The following is a 22,017-nucleotide window of genomic DNA, read 5'->3' on the forward strand; positions in this document are numbered from 1 at the left end:
GCTTTTTACCCTTCATCCATGGAGCGTCTTTCGCCGGATTGTGCCATAGCGGCATCGACCCTGGCTGCCAGGTCAGCATCGGCACACTCCTTCGCCGTAACCATCGCCCGATAAAAAGCTTCGCTGCTGGCACCGCCGTGACTCTTGATCACGTTGCCCTTTACCCCTACAAAGCTGGCGCCATTATAGCGAGCAGGTTCCACCTGTGTACGCCATTTTCGCAACAGCTTTATGGCCAATTGGCCAAAAAAACGCTTGAAACACCCTCTTTTCTCGATTGTGAACGCTTTTTGACCCATTAGTCGAATCACACCCTCGGCAGATTTCATCGCGACATTACCCATCAGGCCGTCGCAAACAACCACATCTACCGAGCCGGTAAAAATATCATGCCCCTCAACAAAGCCTACATAATTGACCCCGGGGTCCGCATCGAGCAGCTCCGCTGCACGGCGTATTTCGGCGCTACCCTTATGTGCTTCCGCCCCAATATTGAGCAGTGCCACCTTTATATCCTTCACACTCTTTCGGGCAGTATGAATCCGCTGAGCCTCAATCCCCATACGGGCGAACTGAAGCAAATCCTCAGCACTGCAATCCACATTGGCACCAAGGTCCAAAAGATAGCAGGAACCCATACCCGAAGGTACAGACTTACCGAGCGCCGGCTTCCTAACACCTTGGATATTACCGAGAATACTGCGACTCAACGCCAACAAGGCGCCGGTATTGCCGGAGGTAACTGCAGCTTGCACATCTCCCGATGCAACACTCTTCAAGGCCATCGCCATGGTTGAATCGCGCTTATGGCGAACAGCCTGCAACGGATTGCACTCTTGAGTGATGACTTGCTCGCAATGGATAATTTCGAGACGGCGGGTAACGCGGCGGCGATGGCGCTGCAGCTCTTGATGAACCAGAGCTTGAAGCTCTGCGCGCGGACCAAATAGCTTTAGCTGCGCTTCAGGGAAGTTTTGAAGAAATCTAATACATGCCGGAACGACAGAGCGGGGACCTAAGTCCCCGCCCATTGCATCCACGGCCAATCGCAATTGGCTGGACAAAGCTTACTCTTCTTCAGAGCCGCCGCTAACTTCGATCACTTTGCGACCACGGTAGAAACCGTCTTTGGTCACGTGGTGACGACGGTGCTTTTCACCGGTAGTCGGATCGACGGAAAGGGTAGCACCTGCGCCCAGCGCATCGTGGGAACGGCGCATACCGCGACGGGAACGAGTCTTCTTGTTTTGTTGAACAGCCATTGCTAGCTCCTAAAATAAACAAATTTCGCTGGAACCGGGGCGCCTACCGGCGAGCCCAAACTCATCGGGAAACCTAGGATTTACCCGACGAACCCTTCAACTGCTCCAGCACTTTAAAGGGGTTTGCCTGTTGCTCATCCGCCTCGGCAACCTCATCACCAAAATGAAAGCTCTCCTTGGAGACACATTCTTCCTGGTGATAAGCCACCATTGGCAAATTGAGCAAAATTTCATCTTCAAGGATCTGGTGCAAGTCCAGCTCATCGCCGTCCTGGATCACCGGGTCCAGATCTTTGGGCAGGGCCTTACCCTGCTCCTCAGTCCATACGATACCCCAGCTAAACTGTGCCTCGATCTGCTCATGGACCGGTGACAAACAGCGCTGACACAAGAGGTCAACTGCAAGTTGAACCTTGCCGCTCACCGTTTGGTGACCTTGCAAGTCTCGCTCAAACTGCAATTCAGCAGAAATCTCTCCGTGGACAGACTCAACTGCGCTACCAACCCGAGGCAGGGACTCCAACGGCAAAACACCATCGAGCAACTGCTCTCGCTGTACCAATTTCCGAGCATCAATGCTCTTTGGCAATACTGATTTAGAGGGGGCTATCGACATAAGCGCGCAATTCTATGGACTCACCTTAGCCTTGTCAAAACAAATCAGGCATTGCAGTATCGCCCGGTCACAAACCACTATTCGACCCAGCGGAAAATCCACCAGAATGCCCCACCCTCTGATACTAGCCTCCAGCTCTCCTTACCGCAGAACCCTACTACAACAGCTTGGCATCCCCTTTCAGCAGGATTCGCCCCATATAGATGAAGCACCGCAGGCGGGGGAAGCGCCAGCCGCACTCGCCCTGCGCCTCGCCACAGAGAAAGCGCGCACCCTGGCAGGCCGCCACCCGAAATCACTGATTATCGGTTCGGACCAGGTTGCCTCTTGCGACGGCCAAATACTTGGCAAGCCAGGCAGCAGGGAGCGCGCCATCGCCCAGCTGCAAGCCTGCAACGGCAAAAAAGTGATATTCCACACCGGCTTGAGCCTGCTGAATAGCGCAAGCGGAGAGCAGTTGGGCGATACGGAAACCTTCACCGTCTACTTTCGGCAGTTGAGCACAGAGCAAATTGAACGATATGTAGAGCTGGAACAACCTTACGATTGCGCCGGCTCTTTCAAGGTGGAAGGGCTAGGTATCGCCCTGTTTGAGAGGCTTGAAGGGGCAGATCTCAACACCCTGGTTGGGCTGCCACTAATCCGCCTTACCGATATGCTGAACCACTTTGGCATAGATCCATTGGGCCCGCAGGCCACTTAAAGGAGTGGCGGCCAGCGGAGCAGCTCAGAGAAACGATCGATAACAACCTTGGGGCCACACCCCTGCAGTCGGGTTGGGCAATGAGCGCCATAGCTCACCCCAATAGAGGGCATACCGATCGCCGCCGCCATTTCCAGGTCGTATACGGTATCCCCTACCATTACCGCCTGCTCCGGACCGGTTCCGGTCTCATGTAGCAACTCATTCAGCATCAGCGGGTCAGGCTTGGAAGCGGTCTCATCCGCACAACGACTGGCGGCAAACAAGTGGCCGAGGCCGTGCTCCTCAAATTCCCGATTGAGCCCCTGCCGACTCTTCCCAGTCGCTACCGCCAACTGGTGACCACCGCACAGCAACTGGTCCAAGGTATCCAGGACCCCCTCAAATAACGGCAGGGGTTCAACCCGGGCCGCCATCCACTCATCAAAGTAAAGTTGGCGCAACGTGAGTTTTTCCTCACTGGCAGCCTCCGGAAACAGAGAGGATATCGCCTCCGGCAGACCAAGCCCGATGATGTTGCTAACCGCTTCCGGGGCAAGCACCGGCAAACCGGCTCTATCTGCTGCCCGCAACATACAATCGACGATACGCGCCTCAGAATTACAAACCGTCCCATCCCAATCGAGGATTACCAACATAACAAAAGAACGCCCTACTCTTCCCTTAACCTATTCAGCACTGCACTCAGCTCCGCAGGGAGTGGAGCCTCCACCTCAACCTTGGAACCATCTGGCAAAGAGCAGCGCACTGAAGCCGAGTGCAAAAAGAGACGCTTCAGACCGCGACCACGAAAGTCACGATTGACTTCGTCCGAGGTGTACTTGTTGTCGCCCGCCAGAGGGCAACCAACAAACTGAGCGTGAACTCGAATTTGGTGTGTTCGCCCGGTGACCGGCTCTGCGGAAAGCAGAGTCGCCGCCTTAAATCTCTCAATCAACTTAAAGCGGGTCTCTGAAGGCTTCCCCTCAGGGTGCACTGACACCATTCTCTCGCCGCTTTTCAAAGTGTTCTTGCGCAAAGGTGCCTCAACAACGCGGCGACCTCGGGGCCACTTGCCCACCGCCAATGCCTGATACGATTTACCGATCTTTCCCGCACGCAACTCCGACTGAACATGCTGCAATACCGCGCGCTTGCGGGCCACCATGATGGCGCCACTGGTATCCCGGTCAAGGCGGTGCACCAACTCAATAAACGGGCTTTGCGGAAACATCTGGCGCAAAACTTCAATCAGGCCCAATCTGACACCGCTGCCGCCATGGACCGCAAGGCCCGACGGTTTATTGATCACCATAAGCCCGTGCTTGTCGTAAAGTATGGACTCTTGGATCAGCTGGCGCAGAGATTCACCAGCGAGAGGGGCCTCAGCCTGCTCGGCAACACGAATTGGCGGCACTCGCACCACATCGCCCGCCTTTAACTTGTATTCAGCCTTTATTCGTCCTTTATTTACTCTAACCTCACCCTTACGCAGGATTCGGTATATACGTGAACGTGGCACACCCTTGAGGCGCGCCTGGAGGAAATTGTCGATCCTCTGTCCCGCCAGCTCTTCAGGTACAGTTAAAAGCTGCACGCCGCCAGATGGATTCGAGGTCTTTGATGGGGTCTCGGCCGGAGCCTTCTTAGGGTGGGGTATACTTCGCATGACGCGCATCATAGCGTTGCCAGGGATACAATTGAAGCACCTCCCTGCCCATGCTATATTCGGCCGGCCTGAATTCGGCGTATTTTCGGTCAAAGGCGACTTCCCACATGAAGAGATAGCCGTGACCCCAACGAAAATACCCCATTCGGTCGGTGCGCGGGGATGCCGCGTCATTGATAAAACTTAGCCGTTGAGATGTCCCCCAATTACCAGAACCAGAGGGGAGCTCACCGGCAACAACAGCCCGCGGTTATGCGGGTAATTATCGCGAAGGTAAGACGGGCCGTGACCCGCAGCGCTTGAAAGGACGACTCAAACTTGCGTCCGGTTTTGCAGAATACGACGAGCCAGCAACCGAACTGGCAACCAGGGCAGCACAGCTTCCGCAAGCCTGGTAAAAAAATTAAGAAGAATGGGTATCAGCCAAAAGCTGAACTGCAGAACCTCTGATGATTGACGCAAACCTTGCCGCCCAGCATGAAACAAACCAAGGGGCGGCGCCCAACCCTGCTGCAGAAGCCTGCAGCACAGGTACAGGGCAGTACTAACAAAAGGTATTAAAGGTACCAACGGATAGCACAATAACAGCGCGTATCCGGAGTTTTTGCAGAGCGAATAATAGGCAAATGCCAGTCTCAACAAGCCGCATAGATCCATGGCGCGGTAGAGCTGGCATACCTTATTTTCCCTGCCCTGCCTGGTGGTCCTCTCCACCGGACAGCCAACAAGCAAGCCTGTGAGTAGCGGTGTCACACCTTTGCGCAACGCAAGGAAAACGACACGCATGAAAAGAATGCTAATCAACGCAACCCAACCTGAAGAGTTGCGTGTTGCCCTGGTCGACGGCCAGTGGCTCTATGATTTAGATATTGAGAACCGAACCCGCCAGCAGAAAAAAGCGAACATCTACAAAGGTAAGATTACCCGTGTAGAACCCTCCCTCGAAGCTGCATTCGTCGACTACGGCGAAGAGCGCCACGGGTTCCTCCCCCTGAAAGAAATCTCTCGCGAGTACTTCCTCAAGCAGCCCAAAGACATCGAAGGCCGCATCAAAATCAAAGATGTTGTCAAAGAAGGCATGGAAGTTATTGTCCAGGTGGACAAAGAAGAGCGCGGCAACAAAGGCGCCGCCCTCACCACCTTTGTCAGCCTCGCCGGCCGCTACTTGGTGTTAATGCCCAACAACCCTCGTGCCGGTGGCATTTCCCGCCGCATTGAAGGTGATGAGCGCTCCGAGCTCCGCGACGCACTGGCCAGTGTAGACGTCCCCTCAGGCATGGGCATCATCGTGCGCACCGCCGGCGTTGGCCGCAGCGGTGACGAGCTGCAATGGGACCTCAACTACCTGCTGCAACTTTGGAACGCCATCAAAGAAGAAGCTGATACCTCCAAAGCGCCACACTTCCTGTTCCAGGAAAGCAACGTCATTATCCGCGCCATCCGCGACTACATGCGCGATGATATCGGCGAAGTTATTGTCGACGACAAAGGCGCCTTTGAGCTGGCCGCAGAGTTTGCCCGCCAGGTAATGCCCCACTACGCCAATAAGGTGAAGTACTACGAAGACGCCATCCCGCTGTTCAATCGCTATCAAATTGAAAGCCAGATTGAGACAGCGTTCGAGCGCGAAGTGAAGCTCCCCTCCGGTGGCTCCATTGTTATCGATGTGACAGAGGCTCTGGTATCTATCGATATCAACTCCTCCCGCGCAACCAAGGGCGGCGATATCGAAGAGACCGCGCGCAATATCAACCTGGAAGCCGCCGACGAAATCGCTCGCCAGCTGCGCCTGCGCGATATGGGTGGACTGGTTGTAATCGACTTTATCGACATGCAGAGCAAGTCCAACCAACGCGAAGTTGAAAAGCGCATGGAAAAGGCCCTCAGCATGGACCGCGCCCGCGTTCAGGTTGGCCGCATCTCCCGCTTCGGACTATTGGAAATGTCCCGCCAGCGCCTGCGCCCATCCCTGGGTGAAACCACCTTCCGCGTTTGCCCCCGCTGTAGCGGTCAAGGCACTATTCGCGGCACCAAGTCTCTGGCCCTCTCCATTCTCCGCCTGGTAGAAGAGGAAGCGAAGAAAGAGCGCAGCGCCGAGATCCGTGCAATTACCCCGGTGAATGTCGCAACCTACCTACTGAACGAAAAGCGTAAAACGATCTCCCAGATCGAATCCCGCAATTCCACTCGCGTAGTAGTTGTGCCCAGCGCAGAAATGGAAACGCCGCACTTTGAAGTTCAGCGCCTACGTGACGATGACACTGCAACCCTGGAAACTTCCTACAAGATTTCTGGCACTGCCGAAGAGACAGTGACCAAGAAAGAGGAAAAGCCACAGCGTCCAGCTCCAGTGCAAGCGGCCGTACAGCAAATTGCCCACACCGCTCCAGCACCCACTCCGGAGAAAAAGGAAGAGCCTGGACTCTTCAGCCGATTGATTAGCGCTATCGCCTCCTTCTTCACCGCAGAAGAGGAAGAGCCGAAGAAGCATCAAAAGTCCAAAGGCCGTGGCAAGGACTACCAGCAGCGCAACCGCAATCGCAACCAGCGCGGAAATCGCAACAACCGCAGCGGCCGCCCCGCGCGCCGCAAGGATGATCGCCGCGAAGACAATAAGCGCGACGACCAGCGCGAAGATAAGCGCAGCGCCAAGCTGGACGAGCATGACAGCGCCTCCGATCGCCAAGGTGAAGGTCAGCGCAGACGTCGCCGTCGCCGCAACGACAACCGCCGCAGCGACAACCGCACTCAAACTGCTGAAGTCCAAAATACCGTTGATACCAACGAACAGACTGGAGACACTTCCGATCAGCAGCGTCCAGCTCGCCGCCCGAGCAATGTGCGCGGCCGCCCTCAGGCGCGCCGTCGCGGCGGACGCCGCAGTGAGAACACCGCAGCAACCGCGGTAGCTCACAGCCAGGAAGAGCTGAATCGCGAAGTTCACGAAGCCATCGACGAAGCTGAAAGCGAAGCCCGCAAGACCAAGGAAGTCGTAAAAGAGGCTCGTACCGAGGCGCCCAAGCCAAAGGCGAAAGACTCTCACAAGCCTCAGAGAGCCCCCAAGCAAGCAGCTCAGCCCGCCATCACAATGCCGGTGCGAACTGCTCACGAGGAAAAATCTGAAGCACGAGAGACCCAGAAGCCTGCAGCCCAACCACAAAGCGCCCCGCAGGCAGCCAAAGCAGCCGCCTCCGAGCAGCAACAGCAGCCTACTCAGCCCAAGCCCAAAGCTACCCCGGTAGAAAAAGCAGCTGCGCCAGCTGCCGAGCCGGCCAAGCCTGTAGAGCAAGCGCCAGAACAAAAAGCCACCACGACAGAAGTTCCGGCTGCCCCCAAAGCTGAAACCACTCCTGCCAAGCCAGAAGTAGAAGCAGCAGAAGAAATCGTGCTTGAAGAAGCACAAGCTGCAGCTGAAGCTTTGCAGGAACAGGCAGGCACCAGCGAGCCGGAAGTTCAGGAAGAAATTGTTGCCGCCGAGCAGGCAGCTTCCGAAGAGGAACCGACCGCACCCAGCCAGGGACGCGCAGTAAATGATCCGCGCATCAACCCCAAACCACTGGGTGAATTCTCAATTGTTACTGAGCGCCGTGAAGTGGGCTCCCAGCAGCCTCTGGATACCGCGCAGCCGGCAGCGATTGAGCACAATCCACGCGCCCTCGCCCGCCCGACCAACGACCCGCGTATCAGCCGCAAGGCCGTGGAAGTTGATGCCAACGCAGATATCGATCGCGACTCTGCAGAAGCGAGCTAAGCGATAGCTGCCAAGCCGCCCCAGCCAATGGCCGGGGCGGCCTTATCAACCTGACAGTAAGCCTTGAGCTGGTCAATAAATCACCTAACTTATTGAACTATATAAAAAAAATCAAAATGGCGCTTGTACATCCCGAGAAGCTATGTATAATGCGCAGCACAATTTGGTGGGGTGGCTGAGTGGTCGAAAGCGGCGGTCTTGAAAACCGTTGACTGTAACAGGTCCCAGGGTTCGAATCCCTGCCCCACCGCCATTATTCATACAGAAAGCCCTGATTTTTCAGGGCTTTTTTGTTTCTGCTATTTTTATCCCCCCACTTGTTCCCCCACTTAGCTTTTGCTAGTCCGCAACGTTTCAGATGACGCAAACTCTATACGATACGCGCCAACTGCGGCAGCGCACCAACGTCTTTATCATCTACCCCTTTCCGTGAACATTAGGTCGATTTAGCTCTTTTGCAGGCTCCACGAGAGCCCGCCCATTAACTTTACAAAAACCTCATACGCTTACGCAGCAGCTAGACCGTAATCTCTGGCAGGTGGTCCCACTGAGTCGTATAGGCTGGCGATCGATGCTCCTGCCGCATCTTCCACTTCTTGTTGATACCTTCAGCCCCAAGGAACAGGGTACCCCGACCAAACCTCTGATTGATCTGATCGATGGCCTGCATGGTCTCACCTGATCGTATTGGCTGACCCGTGGTGAACATGTCGCCCTGGCCCAGTGAGCGGGGGATAAGCTCTACCAGGCCTACCCCCGCTTTCAGGAATCGGTGCCCCTGCAGGAACAGCTCTGTAATCGCTCGCTTTACCAGCTGCACTATCAGCCGTGTGTCATCCGTGGGGTATGGGGTTTGCACTACAGTGCTGCGGCTGTAGTAGTGCGGTTCATGGGGTGAGGTATGCAGGAAGACATGGATAGACTTCACCAGGGAATCCTGGGCCCGCAGCTTCTCCGCTGCCCTGCTCGTGTACAAGGTAACGGCCTGCAGTATCGGCTGCAGATCGGTGAGCTTTTCGCCGAATGAGCGTGTGCAATAGATCTGTTTCTTGACTGGTGGCTGCTCTTCCAGGCTTAAGCAACTAATGCCATTTAGCTCTTCTATCGTTCGCTCAATATTTACATTCGTATGACTGCGCAGGATTTTCGGGTTGGCTTGCGCCAGGTCATAGGCTGTCTTGATACCCATGTGCCCGAGTCGCTTTGATAGGCGCCTGCCTACGCCCCACACATCACCCACCTCAGTGCGCCGTTGCAGCCATTGCCATTTTGCGGGGGAGTCCAAGACGCAGACGCCCTCACACTTGGGGATCTTCTTGGCAGCTCTATTTGCCAGCTTAGCCAGGGTTTTACTGGGGGCGATGCCAACGCCCACCGGCATGCGAATATCCCGCCAGAGGGTTTGCCGTATCTGCTGCCCGTAATCCAGCAAGCACTCTTGCAACCCTTGCAGATCCAGAAACATCTCATCGATGCTATAGACCTCAACCTCTGGGCTGTACTGCTTTAGGGTTGTCATTACCCGGTGGGAGATATCGCCGTACAGGGCGTAGTTACTCGAAAAGATCTTTACCCCATGCTTGCGCAGTAGGTGCTCAATCTTGAAGAACGGCTGCAAGTCGGGAATTCCTAAAACCTTGGCCTCTTTCGAGCGCGCCACCACGCAGCCATCGTTGTTGGAAAGGACTACCACCGGAAGCCCACGCAGGTCGGGACGGAATATCTGTTCGCAGCTGGCATAGCAGCTGTTGCAATCAACCAGTGCCAACATCAGCAGGACCGGTGGTACCGCACGGAAGCCTTGACCACCCCCTCAACAATCAATTCCTGTCCCTCCCAAATGGGAATCGGTGCGTATTTGTCATTGGCTGATAGCAGGCGGCCCTGTTGGCGGTCGAGCACCTTGCACGTTAACTGCCCATCCAGGGCAACCACCACCACATCACCGTGTACTGGCGTTAATGATCGGTCAACTACCAACAGGTCCCGGTCAAAGATGCCGAGGTTCTGCATAGAGTCGCCGTTGGCGCGGGCGAGGAATGTCGCCGCCGGGCTGGTTATCAGGTGTTGATCCAGGCTCAGCGCTGCTTCTTTGTGGTCATCCGCTGGCGAAGGAAAGCCGCAGCTAACGCCACTGCCGTATAGAGGGGAAAGTTTCATGTGCTCTAGCAATATACTGTATTTTTATACAGTGTAGTGGCGAGCACCCAATAAAGACAAGTAGCCAGTGCGACTCCAGGGCCTCACAGGTATTTTGTACTCAAGCCATCTCGGCGCCGCCACCTCCTTTTGACTCAGCCGAATAAATCACCCCCTGGATAGTGGTGCTCACTTCCTCACCTATCAGCTTTAATACGGCATCCCTTCCCGCTAAATCGGGGCAACCTGTTACCCACTCCAGGGCCACACACAGGCCTGCGACCCGCTGCAATTGCTCCATTCGTGCTTTTATAGGCATGCTCAACCCTTTGTAACTGCTAGCCCTATCTCCACCCTGTGTCACCTAACGCCAGATATCTGCACTGCCTTATGACGACAAGTCACCAAGCGCACCTTGATAATTGAGGCCGGATCACTAGGCGATCGCCTGCGCAACGCACGGAAACGGGAGAGGATAACGATTGCACAGCTGGCAAAGTAGCTGGGGCTTGTGTCATCTCAAATTTCGACAATGGAAACAGGCGTACAAAGAATTCCGGCAGACCTGCTGCCGGTTTGGTGTGAGGCGGTTGGGATTACTTTAACGGAGGTGTATGGGGTGGAGAACCTGCACCACTTTGCACAGATTCCATTTCCGCCATTAGTTGCAAGAATGTACTTATCACTCCCGAAAGAGTGGCAGAGACATATCCAGAGAAGCATTGAAAGTATTCACCGCCTCTGGAAAATTCGGCAGATCAATAAGTAAGATTATTAACTACATCAAAGAATAGATCATGCTTTACTTTCTTCATCTTCAGGAGTTGAAGTCCAGACTGAATTCGGGAACATACGCTTCCTAACATCATCCAACTCAATAGTATCCACAATACCAAACCCCTCTCTCATCAAGGGATAAGGGTTTTTAATATCTCCATTACCCACCACATACTCTTTAAGCAAATAGAAAAGCCCCTCCTCTAGATTTGGTATCAAACCACTACTAAGCTCGAAACGACTGGAACCTTCATTTTGGAGGATCAAATATGGCCAAAACATAGCCCAGAACGTTAATATATAATTTGATCCAAAATGAGCTTTTATTATTTCTTCAGAAAAAAAGCCATACTTGATATTGACTAAAATTATTTCAAACCTACCAGCACGCTCTGATAGATACTCCTGCTCCTCAGCGCTCAAACGCTTCACTGCCTCAATAACCCCCAGAATATTATAGCCATTTTCTGGATTTTGAGGGTTTTTAAGTTTATGGCTTTGAGAAAATAATTTTTTGTATATCTCATTCTCGTTTATTTTTTCTTGATGAGGCAGATCTGAAGTTAGCCTAAAAACATAATCAATAGTTCTATTAATTTTCTCCTTCTCAGAAGCCTTTTCAAGATTTTCTACAGCTATATATATTGCAATACAGGCAGAAACAAGCACAGCAACAGGCGACAAAAATCTAGAATAATCAATAGAAAAATTTAATGTTGATGCAGACAGTAGTGGTAGGACAGCCGGTTACCCTAACTGCCCCCACGCAGATCCGGACGTGCGGAACTACCGCATCCGGCTCTTCAGTAATATATTCGCTCGTGTAAAGCACGAACCCTAATACCAGTCCACAAGTATACTGCGTTTGTATACTCGCGGTGGCTTTAGCCCAAAATATCCCAGCATTTCCTTTAGACCATTCCAGTTGTAACTCTTGCGCTGACTCCGCCGGTTGAGCCATTTGTGTATGCTGTGTAAAACATAGCTGTACAAACGGGACAAGCTTCGACTGTTGCCTGGTAGACCGAAGTAGTTCTGGAACCCCTGTAGCTTGCGCTTCAGTGTGGGCAGCCATTCTCTCAGACGCTCACTGCGCTTGGCTTTGATCCAGTGGTAGAGCGCTTCCATTGCGCCCTTCTGTTTCTGTGCGGCAGTCCGGCGCCTGAGCCTGGGGCGTTTGTTGACGTCCAAGCTCCAGTAGAACTCAAAACCCAGAAACTGGAACTGCCGTTTTCGGCCCGGATGGAAGCGGCTAAAGCGCTTCAGGTGCGTTTTCTCGGGGGCTAACTGCAGGCCAAACTTGTTCAGCCGTTGCGGTAGTACCCGGTAAAAGCGCTCTGCATCCGTTTTCAATTGGAAAGCCACTACATAATCATCGGCGTACCGGATTAGCATGGCTCTGCCACGCATACGCGGCTTAACTTTCTTCTCGAACCACAAATCCAGGACGTAGTGCAGATAGATGTTCGCCAGTACCGGACTGACCACACCTCCTTGCGGGGTGCCTGCTGCCGCTTTACTGAACTTACCATCTGGAGTTTGCACGCGTACTTTCAGCCACTGCTTAATCAGTGTCAGCAGGGCTTTGTCGTCGATACGAAGGGCTAGCATCCGCAGTAACCAGTCGTGATCCAGCTGATCAAAGAAGCCTTTAATATCGGCTTCAACGATGTAGCCGTAGCCTTTGAATTGCAGATTTAAGCCAAGACTGTGTACGGCTTGGTGGGCGCTTTTCCTGGGACGGTAACCGTAGCTGAAGGGCAGAAAATCCTGCTCCCAGATACTTTGCAGTAGCTGCGCTACGCTCTGCTGCACCAGTTTGTCTTCCACCGTAGGCAGCCCCAGTGGGCGCTGCTTGCCGTTGCCTTTGGGAATCAATACCCGCTTAATCGCCTGGGTGCGGTAGCGTTTGTCACACAGCCGTTGATGTAGGCATTGAATATTTTGCGGCAGTCTTTGCCGGTAAACTTCGGTAGTTACTCCGTCGATACCGGGGCGGGCCTGCTTATTGAGCTGGCCCCAGCTTTGATACAGCAGGTTGGAATTTAGCAGTCCGTATAAATTCTGAAACCTGTGTCTGGGGTGGCTCTGTGCTTTAAATGCGATGGCGTGCAAGGCGGTTGTCATAGTGTCTCCAGCCCTACTTTGTCCGGACTATGTTTCTGTTGCACACCGATATTACTGTCAGCCCCTTCGCCATGTAAGCGGCTTTCCCGCTCTCGGACTACTATGAGCTGATCCGACTTCCGAGTGGTCTTCGTTGGTTTCGCCATTAGGCTTAATGTCTCTACCTGCTCCTTCAGGAACCTGCTCGGATCTCTCAAGTTCTCAATACTTCTCTTTCTACATGCCACGGCTTAATAACCCCGCCGATCCGCAACAACCTTACCATTACGGTTGCATTGCCTGGACTTCGATGGCGTTACACATCTCGTCAATCGGAGCTCACTTTATTATCGGAGCGATACCAGCACTTCAGGATCACGATAATCCCTATGGCCTATAGAATTCTCTGTGTACGCTTCACATAGTTTGTTCACAGTTGAAAAAAAAAGATAATTATATTTTCTTTCCCTTCTGTTCCGCCCTACGCGCAACACTCGATACAGGTGGCTGGTTAGGCCTTACCCGACAGGGACTTCCACCCTGCAAGAAGCATCAAGCTTAGCTTGACGCACTAACGTTGCCAGCAAGGGCAGCCGAAGCAAAGCGTAGGCTGTCCAGCCCAGCCACCGGCTGGGCGATCTTGCCTGGCCTGGTTATAGCTGGCGCGCTCTGAACGACCTACTTGCTCTCTGCCAGCCAACTTTGGCTGGCCACTGCCCGATAAATTTACAGGGAAAAATACCATACTTTCCCCACCAGTTAACTAGCTGATTGGCACTCCACAATGGTGCAGCTGGCTTGCAGAACTTGTTGGCTTTAAACGAAGGCACTTGAACGAAACTGCGGTACCAGTTTGAAGGAGAACTCTCTGGCGAAGCGTGTTCAGGTAGAGATTGTTACTTGCAGCAACTACAAACCATCTAAAAAATGACCGCCACAATAATGCCTCAATAACCCGCAGCTGTACGTAGCGAAGCGGAGTGTAAGCTGTCGGGCGCCGAAGGCGCGTAGTTAATTGACTTGTTAGCACTAGGATTAATCAATCGTCCAAAATACCGTTTTAGCTAATAAATAAAATGCCCCGAAATAAGCCAATGCCAGAAATCCATAAATGACTAATTGTTGCACAGAGCTTTTCATAACCGACTTCGCTAAACCGACTAAAAGTAAGCAAATTGAGCCAAACAATAGAGAATATAGGCTAGGAAGTATGAAAGCCATTTGCCATTTCCAGCGCCACGGACCATGATTGACACCTTGTGCCCACCAATCTGATTCCGCCGGTAGCAAGCCCATGGATCGTGAATAGAAATAGATTGCATAAGGCAGGAGCAGCATAACAAGTCCTACCCAGCAACTTAATTTTTGGACTTTACTCAATTTCATACTCATGAGTGCTAACGCCCGGCTCATCGGCGAGCGCAGCGAGTCCGGTGGAGGCCGAAGGCCGGAACGAAATGCAGCCGCTTGGTACGCCCAGCATGGGCGTGAACTAATGGGGTGAAAGTCCTCTGTAGGAGGATCACCGTTTAATGGATTCCATTAAATGCTAACTACTAGCGAATGGCAACTGCAACACCGTGAGGTCTTGTGGAGAGGAAGCCGCTAGCAAAGCTACGAGCTGACGGACAGAAACATCATATAAGGCTTAGCCTGGAGGCGAGGTGGCCAAGAACACCGAAGCCATGTGATCTAACGGGTAAAGTAAATGATGCAGTTGTGTAGTGAAAGTTCACGTTCTTATCTGGGGAGATCTGTTCAACCTGCTGCTGTAAAGCTGTCAGCGTGGCCGCTGACTCATAAGTAGGCCCAGCCCGCTAGCCACCATCGAGGGGGTAAACAAAATTGGTGGAACACAGCGGCGCCTCGGCCAGTAATGGCCAAGGTGATTGAACAGAAGTCAGCCGACGGCATAGTAGCCTAATGCCAAGATTAATACCTTGGATACGGTGAAGGCTTGAACCCAAAATCCACGAGTTAAAAGACAGGGCTAGCCTACCGATGTGTTGCCAGCCGGATATAAAATTGACGTAGCGCACTGCCATGACACTCAACTCAAATGAAAATCTGCTTGAAGTCATCCTCAGCAAAGAAAATCTTAATGCTGCATGGAAACACGTGCGAAGCAACAAAGGTGCAGCAGGCATTGATGGGGTCACCGTTGATGATTTTGTGCAGCACTTCAAGGTAGTTGGGAATGAAATTATCGAAGCCATTCGGCAAGGTCATTACCAGCCGTTGCCTGTTAGACGCGTCTACATTCGCAAGTCAGATGGTGGTCAGCGAGGGCTAGGGATACCTACGATTTTTGATCGTGTTATTCAGCAAGCTATCGCGCAAATCATCAACCCTATTTTCGATGTGACTTTTTCAGAGTTTAGCTATGGCTTCCGGCCAAAGCGATCACAGCATCACGCGGTGAAAAAACTACAAAAGTATATCGAGGGTGGCAAGCGAATAGCGGTGGATGTCGATCTATCCAAGTTCTTCGATCGAGTGAATCATGACTTTCTCATGAGCTTACTCGGCCAAAGAATTAACGATAAGCGTTTACTCAAACTGATCGCAAGCTACTTGCGCGTAGGCTGGGTAGAAGATGGATGTTGGCAAGCGTGTTATGAGGGGGTGCCGCAAGGTGGCCCTTTATCGCCGCTGCTATCCAATATTGTACTCGATCTGCTCGACAAAGAGCTGGAAAAACGCCGACACAATTTCGTCCGCTATGCGGACGATTTCGTGATTGTCGTTTCCTCTAAACGCTCAGGTGAACGGGTTATGGCCAGCATCAAACGCTTTGTTGAGCGCAAGCTTAAACTCAAAGTTAACGATGCTAAAAGCCAAGTAGTCCCCGTTAGCCGGTGTAAGTTTCTGGGGTTTTCTTTCCGTGGAGCAAAGCTTGTCTGGCATGATAAGTCGCTGCGCCAATTTAAATATCACGTCCGTCAGATTACAGGGCGATCCCGTGGTATTTCGATGGAGAAGAGAATGAAAGAGCTTACCGTATTCCTCCGTGGCTGGATTAATTATTTTGGTATAGCACAAGGCTACCAAAAATGTATTGATCTAGACTGCTGGATACGGCGGCGATTAAGAATGAGCTATTGGAAGAATTGGCGTAGGGTAAGAACGAAAGTTCGAAATTTGCTACGCATGGGTGTGAGTGAATCGCTGGCAGTTACCTGCGGCTCGTCTGCTAAAAGTTACTGGCGAAGCGCAAAAACTGAGGGTATTCATATTGCGCTTAATAATGAGTTCTTCGAAGAGATGGGCTTGATCTCATTGCGAGATCGTTGGGTAGAGATTCATTACGGATAGGGAACCGCCCATTGCGGACCCGCACGATGGGTGGTGTGGGGGCCGGTAGTTAGAAACTACCGGCTACCCGATTTAGGCGAACAACCCATCTTAGCTACCATAGATTTCTCTGCACTTGCTGCAGTAAAGAACCTCTTTTGTCTTTGCATCTTCAACCCAGCAAGGCCCATAAGCCACAACATTAGCATAAGGGTAGTTTTCATTAATAGTTCTTCGCTCAGCTTCTGTAGGAGATCTTCTTGTACCATAGATGATTTCAGCATGATCCAGCTCAAGCTCTACTTGATGCAAATGGCAGTATTGAAACAACGACCATATTTCTTGGTATGTTTTATAGCCTACCCCATACTCACTAACGAATTTTTCCCATTCAAGTTCTTGTTTGAATTTAAGGCGACCATTTTCTTTGTTGGAGCAACAGATAGTAGCCAAAAAGTTCAAATATCTTTCTGTACCAACGAACTCTTCAAACGTTTTTCTAATATCGCTAATTTCCATTAGGGACTCAATCCTCTTGGACGCCTAACAGTTAATTCAAAAGAAGCGTCTTTATATCACCCTTCTATATAATTCTACTCACTTCTTTCAAGATAACCTCAAAAACCCAATAATATCAAAAAGTTAAGAGCTTTGACATAATTCTCAACAGGTAGATATAAAGCAGGCGCTATATATCCACCTGCTTTTTCTGCTCTTTATAACATTATCAACCCTATAAAAATCAAAGAGATAGATCGTCACTTCCAGAAATAGGAGAAGCTTCTCTTGAATTCTGATATATAGAGCAAGCCTCAACTGTCTTAACCGCCTTTATTCCCGGGTAACTAACCGTGCGCTTAGTCTCAAATAGCTCTATCGCTCTTACCTGGCTTACGCTGCTCAATGACAGGCTCCGTCACCTATTCATCACCTGCTATCTTGCTTTAGGCAGCAAAGCTGAAGCTGGGGGAGGAAGTGGTTATGTCTGCCATGTGCCGTTTAGCCCTTTTGGCAGTAGTTTTTGTAGATCTGATGGGTCAGGGATTGCTGTTCCCGATCATCAATGAATTGGTTATGTCGACAAAATTCCAGTTCCTACCTACTGATACGCCACAATCAACTCGGCACTTGTACTATGGAGTTGTGATCAGCAGCTTCTTTCTGGCGTGGTTTATTGGGTCCGTATATATCGCCAAACTGTCTGACAGCATTGGACGCAAAACTGCCATGGTGCTGTGCTTGGTGGGGGCCATGGCCGGGTACGCGATCACTGTTCTCTCTTTGCTAAGCAATAGTCTTTGGCTTCTTATTCTCGGACAAGTGATCAGCGGCTTTACTACGGGAAACCAGCCTATTGTCCAAGTAGTAATAATAAAGGTTATCAATGGTTTTAAACGATCGAACCGAACCCTAGAAGTCCTTAATCCCCAAATTACTGTGTCACTTTTCGGATTCTCTGTACTATTGAAATCAATTATCAAACCAAAATACTATCCGTGCGCAAACGGTATCATATTCACCCTCCAAAGCCTCAAGTAACCTTATGACAACTCTAAAATCAGCCGGCAGTCTATTGAAGTGAAAACCAGTAGTTTCTACTGTCTGTAGGACTTCAGCTAAAGTTAAATAGGATGGGCTATGCCAATCGGTTTCAGATATCCATTTATTTTCCTGGCCATACAGACTTCTATAGTGCCCTCGCCCCTCTGCAATAATTTTATCTGCATCTTTCCTATCGATATAATCCAGAGTTCTTAAATTTTCATCCGGCTCTCGTACATAGTTATAGAATTCCCGGCAAATCTTATCAGACAATATATTTGGCAATCCTTTATTTGAATAAAGCAGCCCGAACAGCTCTCTATTTCTCGCAATATCAATCCTACCTCCGTCAGCTAAAGCTCGCATATATGCTACATCCGAAAAAGGCTCTTTATGACCAAAGCTTGTTTCTACATATAAATGTATATCTCGACCCATTTGCGACCTATATCTACTCTTGATAACATAAAAACGACACTTAAGTCGTCCACCAAAATCCACTATAAACAGCATTCTTTCCTGAGTAATGTTTCAACAAGCTTGCCTGGCAAGATTCTCACTACCAGTTCAATAAATGTACGGAGAAAAGCAGTGTTGAAACCACATCCCAGCCTGTTAACTAGCATTTTTCCGCAAAGTGTTACAGAAAAGAAAGTGCCCCCCATACCTATGACACCTCTCAATTATCAGCTGGAGCGTCAGAGCTATACTCCGCCCCTCAGGCTTCTCACTTGAGAATCTATCGCTTGATTTTACCCGGTCCACTCCTGCCTTTAAGGCGGAATAACACACAATCACCATTCTTGGGTATGACTGTGAATGGGGCTCAGGCATTCGGCACAATTTCTTGTGAATCTAAAGCCCTACTAAGAAAAGGAAACACTATTTAAACTTCAGGGTTATACTCCTGGCAATATAACTGAGACCGACAACAAAGAAATTACTAATGGAAAACCAAGATCTAGAATCTATCGCAAACCAGCTTTCATGCCCTGAGGGAGAGGCTGGCATTGAAATGGGCAACAAAATGAGTATGCTCAATCAGCTTATTACCAATCAAACCATTCAAAAGTTATCGCCGCAAAAAGATGAGTCAATCGTCGAAATCGGACCAGGTAATGGATCGCTGTCGCTACCGATATTGAGCGGGTTAGGCATTAATGGCCACTATTTAGGTATTGAAATGTCAGAAGTTATGGCCAGTGAACTTCAAGAAACACTAAGAGGCAGCCAGTGTGCAGCGGAAGTAATTTGTGGTGATTGCCTGGAAGTCCAGCTTAAAGATGGAAGCGTTGACGGTGTTATCGGAGTTAATATTCTGTACTTTATCGACGATTTATTAAGCTTTTTCAGTCATATTAGCAACTGGCTTTCACCTGGAGGGCGAGCAGTTTTCGGGATTCGTTCAGATAAATCGCTCAAAAAAATACCCTTCACTCAATTTAAATTTCATATACGCTCTACGGAAGAAATTAAATCTCTTATGAAAAATGCGGGCTTTGATACCGTAGAGTCCTATTACTTTGACGAAGAACAAATTCCTTTTGAAAATACAACTGTACCAGCTGATTCGGTTATCATTGTTGGGAAAAAATCCATCTACACAGCGTGAAATACAAGCTCAACTGCAAAGGCGGTATCTCGTAAAGTATCGCAAGGTAGATACCGCCTTTTGATGTTCCTATTTTCAAAATCTAGAATACTGAATAGACGGCCAATTACCCTCTGATACGCCCTATTATTTGCAACTAAAAAGCTCCCTCCGAAGTTGTCAATTGATGCCACTGCCCTCCTAGAGTATAAAGATTTACGTAAAATTTCAGCCAGCACCCCAACTATGCGATACTTTCCCCCCAAAAGAAGTGAAAAGAAAACAGGGAAGACCCATGACCAAATTCACACTAACTCTGGTAGCGATTTTATTGGTTGGCTGTAGCTCAGTCACTCAGCTCTCGGAAAAAACGGCAGGGGAAATCAGGCAGGCCGTATCTATCCAAGCTAGTGGGGAAAATTCTGGTACTCAGTTCTCAGGACCGAAATTACAGGCCACTACTGATGGCTCTGACCTGAACCTCTACTACTACAACCTCCGCGCATTTGAACCCGCTGCTAACGAGCCAACGAAGTACCATCTACAGATCCATATCACCTATCGCAAGGCGTGGCGTCACTATGAGTCTGCGGAGTTAAATGGCGGACAGCCAGTAGAGACGGCTCCTATTAACAAAAATGTCCTTCAATGCGTAAGTGGCAATGAATGTATGCTTGAAGAGATTCTGGATATTGCTCTCACTGAGGAACAAATACAGGCTTCAGTGCGCAATCGAGATAAACTCAAACTTAAACTGAGAGCAAGATCCGGGCACAGCTCTACCATTGAGGTTCCAGTAACCTACTTGCTTGGTTTTTACGCTGCGGTTGCCAATTACGAGGGGTGACTACCCCTCTCCGTAGGCAATAAATGTTGGCTAAGTGCTCTTTTGCGGGGTCTGAGAGCTTCCTGCCTGGCAATATGCCTGTGCCGTCTCCGCCAGACCTTCACCTAAGGCCACTGGGGGGGTCCAGTCAAGCAACTCTTTGGTTTTAGTGATATCCACTTGTAGTGAACCGCACAAGCGCTTGGCAACTGCCCCCTTTCCTATTAGCTTCAGCGCACTGGTGAGTGCGAATTGGGGAAGAGGCAATAGTCGAGCATCACAACCCATGGCATGGGATAAACCACGCAACAAATCTGTTACCGATACATCCATATCATCGGATACCAGAAATACCTGGTTTGCCGCATTGGGATGAGAAATACAAACGCGGATCAGGTCGATCAAATTGCCGATAGATACCAAGCTTCGGCGATTATGAATAGCCCCTAGTGGCAGCGGGATCCCCTTGGTAAGCCAACGCATCATCGCTTGGAAGTTCGCCTTGACCCCAGGCCCATAGACCAGAGGTGGTCGGATAATAACAACTTCCATCTCCGTAGACTCAGCCAGCTCAAGCAGTGCGTCTTCGGCCTCCTTCTTTGAAATCCCATAGGGATCCGTAGGATCACATTGTTCATCCGCATTAAATGGTAAGCGGTTGTCGGTTGACTCCCCGTTAACCTTAATAGAACTAAGATAAATAAAACGTCTAGCACCGGATGAAGCCGCCTGCTGTGCCAGCTTGATAGAGCCTCCAACATTCACCCGACGGAATTCCTCCAGAGGGTTTGCAGAGGTCTCCCTCATTACATGGACACGTGCTGCAGTGTGAATGACGGTATCTATATCAACAAGCGCCTGAGCCCAATCCGTATTGCTTGACAGGTCACCGATCTGAAAGCCGCCCTCAACATCGCTGCGATACACCGGCAAAACCTGGTAACCGTCTTTGCGGAGCTGCGGCAAGAGTGCGGTTCCCACAAAGCCACTAGCGCCGGTTAGTAATATACGTCCTTTCAATGGAGGCCTATTTCTCAGCTGTAGAATTCACGTTAGTTTACACGGACCACTTTTTCGACACACCTTTATCTCGTCAACTACATAGCGAACATGACAAGCTATCAAAGCATCGCTGGCTATTAGAACTCTATTCAATACCACAAAGGCGTTCTTTGTCAGTAATAGCATTTTTAAGCCGAGCCCGGACATTCTTCAGGGCTCTCCCATGTGGAGCTTGAGTATCCGGCCTGCCCCAGCGGGCCTCCCAGGCTTCCCTGGCTTGTAAACAGGCTTTCGCTTGCTTGTACTTCCAGTTCGCCTCCTCGCAAAGAGACAACCCTTTGGGTGACTGACGATCACAAATCTGGTGGTATTTTTTATGGGCTATCTTTTCCTGAAAGTTCTTGGCAGTAGCACCTTCAAAGTGGCGGATCGGTGGAGCTTGCACTTTCCTATCCAGGCCAACCTGCTTATCCGCAGCACTATCCAGATAGAGCGCGCGAAAAGATGTAAAAACCAAAAACTCTTTAATAGCAAACTGATCACGATCGGAGCTGGTTAATAGCCCTAAGGGATTGGGGGTCGCAAGAACACGGGGAGGCATTGCCAGCAGGAAAAGTAGCAAAGTCAATAGCAACCAAAATGGCCGCCCAGTCAGGGTCTGTGTTGGCATTGAAGTGTGGAGCCTCCCTAAATGATCTACCTACGGCTGTGAATTCCGTACTGTGAAGGCCAAATGAACAACACACAGAAGTTTAGTGAA

At 50.6% G+C, this 22,017-nt stretch carries 22 protein-coding genes and 1 tRNA gene; 8 read left to right on the forward strand and 15 right to left on the reverse strand.

The annotated features are described in order from the left end of the window. Positions 1-5: 5 nt before the first annotated feature. From plsX to ACJJI4_RS11145, 3 genes are all read right to left on the reverse strand, one after another. Positions 6-1,064: a phosphate acyltransferase PlsX gene (plsX, locus tag ACJJI4_RS11135; RefSeq protein WP_282932473.1), complete on the reverse strand. Its 1,059-nt coding sequence runs from the start codon at positions 1,062-1,064 to the stop codon at positions 6-8. 3 nt (positions 1,065-1,067) lie between these two features. Then, the gene (gene rpmF, locus ACJJI4_RS11140) at positions 1,068-1,262 is read right to left on the reverse strand and encodes a 50S ribosomal protein L32 (RefSeq protein WP_108733564.1); all 195 of its coding nucleotides are present in this window, start codon (positions 1,260-1,262) and stop codon (positions 1,068-1,070) included. A 73-nt stretch (positions 1,263-1,335) separates the two neighbouring features. Then, positions 1,336-1,878, reverse strand: a complete 543-nt coding sequence (locus ACJJI4_RS11145; RefSeq protein WP_444896972.1) for a YceD family protein — start codon at positions 1,876-1,878, stop codon at positions 1,336-1,338. A gap of 106 nt (positions 1,879-1,984) precedes the next feature. On the opposite strand from ACJJI4_RS11145, the gene ACJJI4_RS11150 reads away from it, so the two are divergent. After that, the gene (locus ACJJI4_RS11150) at positions 1,985-2,581 is read left to right on the forward strand and encodes a Maf family protein (protein ID WP_444893643.1); all 597 of its coding nucleotides are present in this window, start codon (positions 1,985-1,987) and stop codon (positions 2,579-2,581) included. On the opposite strand, the gene ACJJI4_RS11155 is transcribed toward ACJJI4_RS11150, so the two are convergent. Both ACJJI4_RS11155 and rluC read right to left on the reverse strand, forming a co-directional pair. Continuing rightward, on the reverse strand, positions 2,578-3,219 hold the full coding sequence (locus tag ACJJI4_RS11155) for an HAD-IA family hydrolase (RefSeq protein WP_282932471.1): 642 nt from the start codon (positions 3,217-3,219) through the stop codon (positions 2,578-2,580). The two genes, ACJJI4_RS11150 and ACJJI4_RS11155, sit on opposite strands and share 4 nt — an antisense overlap. A gap of 14 nt (positions 3,220-3,233) precedes the next feature. Continuing rightward, positions 3,234-4,229, reverse strand: a complete 996-nt coding sequence (gene rluC, locus ACJJI4_RS11160; protein WP_444928108.1) for a 23S rRNA pseudouridine(955/2504/2580) synthase RluC — start codon at positions 4,227-4,229, stop codon at positions 3,234-3,236. A 784-nt stretch (positions 4,230-5,013) separates the two neighbouring features. On the opposite strand from rluC, the gene ACJJI4_RS11165 reads away from it, so the two are divergent. Together ACJJI4_RS11165 and ACJJI4_RS11170 are read left to right on the forward strand one after the other, a co-directional pair. Then, positions 5,014-7,980 carry an Rne/Rng family ribonuclease gene (locus tag ACJJI4_RS11165; RefSeq protein ID WP_444928109.1) on the forward strand — a complete coding sequence of 989 codons (2,967 nt, stop codon included), beginning with the start codon at positions 5,014-5,016 and terminating at the stop codon, positions 7,978-7,980. 165 nt (positions 7,981-8,145) lie between these two features. Beyond that, positions 8,146-8,233, forward strand: a tRNA-Ser gene (locus ACJJI4_RS11170). Positions 8,234-8,497: 264 nt separating this feature from the next. Here ACJJI4_RS11170 and ACJJI4_RS11175 read toward each other — a convergent pair. From ACJJI4_RS11175 to ACJJI4_RS11185, 3 genes are all read right to left on the reverse strand, one after another. Continuing rightward, the gene (locus ACJJI4_RS11175) at positions 8,498-9,751 is read right to left on the reverse strand and encodes a Y-family DNA polymerase (RefSeq protein WP_444928110.1); all 1,254 of its coding nucleotides are present in this window, start codon (positions 9,749-9,751) and stop codon (positions 8,498-8,500) included. Next, positions 9,751-10,140, reverse strand: a complete 390-nt coding sequence (locus ACJJI4_RS11180) for a LexA family protein (RefSeq protein WP_444928111.1) — start codon at positions 10,138-10,140, stop codon at positions 9,751-9,753. Before ACJJI4_RS11180 ends, ACJJI4_RS11175 begins: the two co-directional genes overlap by 1 nt. 100 nt (positions 10,141-10,240) lie before the next feature. Continuing rightward, positions 10,241-10,438, reverse strand: coding sequence for a hypothetical protein (locus ACJJI4_RS11185; RefSeq protein WP_444928112.1), 198 nt, complete (start codon positions 10,436-10,438; stop codon positions 10,241-10,243). A 192-nt stretch (positions 10,439-10,630) separates the two neighbouring features. On the opposite strand from ACJJI4_RS11185, the gene ACJJI4_RS11190 reads away from it, so the two are divergent. Beyond that, on the forward strand, positions 10,631-10,888 hold the full coding sequence (locus tag ACJJI4_RS11190; RefSeq protein ID WP_444928113.1) for a helix-turn-helix domain-containing protein: 258 nt from the start codon (positions 10,631-10,633) through the stop codon (positions 10,886-10,888). Positions 10,889-10,914: 26 nt separating this feature from the next. On the opposite strand, the gene ACJJI4_RS11195 is transcribed toward ACJJI4_RS11190, so the two are convergent. The 3 genes from ACJJI4_RS11195 to ACJJI4_RS11205 all read right to left on the reverse strand — a co-directional run bounded on the left by ACJJI4_RS11195 (position 10,915) and on the right by ACJJI4_RS11205 (position 14,394). Continuing rightward, a complete protein-coding gene (locus ACJJI4_RS11195; RefSeq protein WP_444928114.1) occupies positions 10,915-11,580 on the reverse strand; it encodes a DUF4760 domain-containing protein in 666 nt (221 codons plus the stop codon). A 153-nt stretch (positions 11,581-11,733) separates the two neighbouring features. Further along, entirely contained in the window at positions 11,734-13,023 is a 1,290-nt protein-coding gene (gene ltrA, locus ACJJI4_RS11200; RefSeq protein WP_444926114.1) for a group II intron reverse transcriptase/maturase, read from the reverse strand. 1,014 nt (positions 13,024-14,037) lie between these two features. After that, complete coding sequence (locus tag ACJJI4_RS11205) at positions 14,038-14,394, reverse strand: hypothetical protein (RefSeq protein WP_444928115.1); 357 nt, start codon at positions 14,392-14,394, stop codon at positions 14,038-14,040. 651 nt (positions 14,395-15,045) lie between these two features. Here ACJJI4_RS11205 and ltrA (ACJJI4_RS11210) point away from each other — a divergent pair. Beyond that, the gene (gene ltrA / locus ACJJI4_RS11210) at positions 15,046-16,317 is read left to right on the forward strand and encodes a group II intron reverse transcriptase/maturase (protein ID WP_444926033.1); all 1,272 of its coding nucleotides are present in this window, start codon (positions 15,046-15,048) and stop codon (positions 16,315-16,317) included. Positions 16,318-16,407: 90 nt separating this feature from the next. On the opposite strand, the gene ACJJI4_RS11215 is transcribed toward ltrA (ACJJI4_RS11210), so the two are convergent. Next, the gene (locus tag ACJJI4_RS11215) at positions 16,408-16,815 is read right to left on the reverse strand and encodes a hypothetical protein (RefSeq protein WP_444928116.1); all 408 of its coding nucleotides are present in this window, start codon (positions 16,813-16,815) and stop codon (positions 16,408-16,410) included. Between the two features lie 513 nt (positions 16,816-17,328). Here ACJJI4_RS11215 and ACJJI4_RS11220 point away from each other — a divergent pair. Then, positions 17,329-17,835 (forward strand): MFS transporter, encoded by a 507-nt coding sequence (locus ACJJI4_RS11220; protein WP_444928227.1) that lies wholly within the window; start codon positions 17,329-17,331, stop codon positions 17,833-17,835. On the opposite strand, the gene ACJJI4_RS11225 is transcribed toward ACJJI4_RS11220, so the two are convergent. Then, positions 17,767-18,276, reverse strand: coding sequence for a hypothetical protein (locus tag ACJJI4_RS11225; protein ID WP_444928117.1), 510 nt, complete (start codon positions 18,274-18,276; stop codon positions 17,767-17,769). The two genes, ACJJI4_RS11220 and ACJJI4_RS11225, sit on opposite strands and share 69 nt — an antisense overlap. 508 nt (positions 18,277-18,784) lie before the next feature. On the opposite strand from ACJJI4_RS11225, the gene ACJJI4_RS11230 reads away from it, so the two are divergent. Both ACJJI4_RS11230 and ACJJI4_RS11235 read left to right on the forward strand, forming a co-directional pair. Continuing rightward, positions 18,785-19,450 (forward strand): class I SAM-dependent methyltransferase, encoded by a 666-nt coding sequence (locus ACJJI4_RS11230; protein WP_444928118.1) that lies wholly within the window; start codon positions 18,785-18,787, stop codon positions 19,448-19,450. A gap of 274 nt (positions 19,451-19,724) precedes the next feature. After that, on the forward strand, positions 19,725-20,276 hold the full coding sequence (locus ACJJI4_RS11235) for a hypothetical protein (RefSeq protein WP_444928119.1): 552 nt from the start codon (positions 19,725-19,727) through the stop codon (positions 20,274-20,276). A 30-nt stretch (positions 20,277-20,306) separates the two neighbouring features. On the opposite strand, the gene ACJJI4_RS11240 is transcribed toward ACJJI4_RS11235, so the two are convergent. Both ACJJI4_RS11240 and ACJJI4_RS11245 read right to left on the reverse strand, forming a co-directional pair. Next, positions 20,307-21,275: a UDP-glucose 4-epimerase family protein gene (locus ACJJI4_RS11240; protein ID WP_444928120.1), complete on the reverse strand. Its 969-nt coding sequence runs from the start codon at positions 21,273-21,275 to the stop codon at positions 20,307-20,309. Between the two features lie 127 nt (positions 21,276-21,402). Next, positions 21,403-21,927 (reverse strand): hypothetical protein, encoded by a 525-nt coding sequence (locus ACJJI4_RS11245; RefSeq protein WP_444928121.1) that lies wholly within the window; start codon positions 21,925-21,927, stop codon positions 21,403-21,405. Between the last annotated feature and the right edge of the window lie 90 nt (positions 21,928-22,017).

Source organism: Microbulbifer maximicatervae (SeqCode), assembly GCF_052467305.1.

What these genes read in the sequence shown, in the direction of transcription:
- rpmF (WP_108733564.1), bottom strand. Translation starts at nt 1,262, where the DNA reads ATGGCTGTTCAACAAAACAAGAAGACTCGTTCCCGTCGCGGTATGCGC.
- ACJJI4_RS11145 (WP_444896972.1), bottom strand. Translation starts at nt 1,878, where the DNA reads ATGTCGATAGCCCCCTCTAAATCAGTATTGCCAAAGAGCATTGATGCT.
- ACJJI4_RS11150 (WP_444893643.1), top strand. Translation starts at nt 1,985, where the DNA reads ATGCCCCACCCTCTGATACTAGCCTCCAGCTCTCCTTACCGCAGAACC.
- ACJJI4_RS11155 (WP_282932471.1), bottom strand. Translation starts at nt 3,219, where the DNA reads ATGTTGGTAATCCTCGATTGGGATGGGACGGTTTGTAATTCTGAGGCG.
- rluC (WP_444928108.1), bottom strand. Translation starts at nt 4,229, where the DNA reads ATGCGAAGTATACCCCACCCTAAGAAGGCTCCGGCCGAGACCCCATCA.
- ACJJI4_RS11165 (WP_444928109.1), top strand. Translation starts at nt 5,014, where the DNA reads ATGAAAAGAATGCTAATCAACGCAACCCAACCTGAAGAGTTGCGTGTT.
- ACJJI4_RS11175 (WP_444928110.1), bottom strand. Translation starts at nt 9,751, where the DNA reads ATGTTGGCACTGGTTGATTGCAACAGCTGCTATGCCAGCTGCGAACAG.
- ACJJI4_RS11180 (WP_444928111.1), bottom strand. Translation starts at nt 10,140, where the DNA reads ATGAAACTTTCCCCTCTATACGGCAGTGGCGTTAGCTGCGGCTTTCCT.
- ACJJI4_RS11185 (WP_444928112.1), bottom strand. Translation starts at nt 10,438, where the DNA reads ATGCCTATAAAAGCACGAATGGAGCAATTGCAGCGGGTCGCAGGCCTG.
- ltrA (WP_444926114.1), bottom strand. Translation starts at nt 13,023, where the DNA reads ATGACAACCGCCTTGCACGCCATCGCATTTAAAGCACAGAGCCACCCC.
- ACJJI4_RS11205 (WP_444928115.1), bottom strand. Translation starts at nt 14,394, where the DNA reads ATGAGTATGAAATTGAGTAAAGTCCAAAAATTAAGTTGCTGGGTAGGA.
- ltrA (WP_444926033.1), top strand. Translation starts at nt 15,046, where the DNA reads ATGACACTCAACTCAAATGAAAATCTGCTTGAAGTCATCCTCAGCAAA.
- ACJJI4_RS11215 (WP_444928116.1), bottom strand. Translation starts at nt 16,815, where the DNA reads ATGGAAATTAGCGATATTAGAAAAACGTTTGAAGAGTTCGTTGGTACA.
- ACJJI4_RS11220 (WP_444928227.1), top strand. Translation starts at nt 17,329, where the DNA reads ATGGGTCAGGGATTGCTGTTCCCGATCATCAATGAATTGGTTATGTCG.
- ACJJI4_RS11225 (WP_444928117.1), bottom strand. Translation starts at nt 18,276, where the DNA reads ATGGGTCGAGATATACATTTATATGTAGAAACAAGCTTTGGTCATAAA.
- ACJJI4_RS11230 (WP_444928118.1), top strand. Translation starts at nt 18,785, where the DNA reads ATGGAAAACCAAGATCTAGAATCTATCGCAAACCAGCTTTCATGCCCT.
- ACJJI4_RS11235 (WP_444928119.1), top strand. Translation starts at nt 19,725, where the DNA reads ATGACCAAATTCACACTAACTCTGGTAGCGATTTTATTGGTTGGCTGT.
- ACJJI4_RS11245 (WP_444928121.1), bottom strand. Translation starts at nt 21,927, where the DNA reads ATGCCAACACAGACCCTGACTGGGCGGCCATTTTGGTTGCTATTGACT.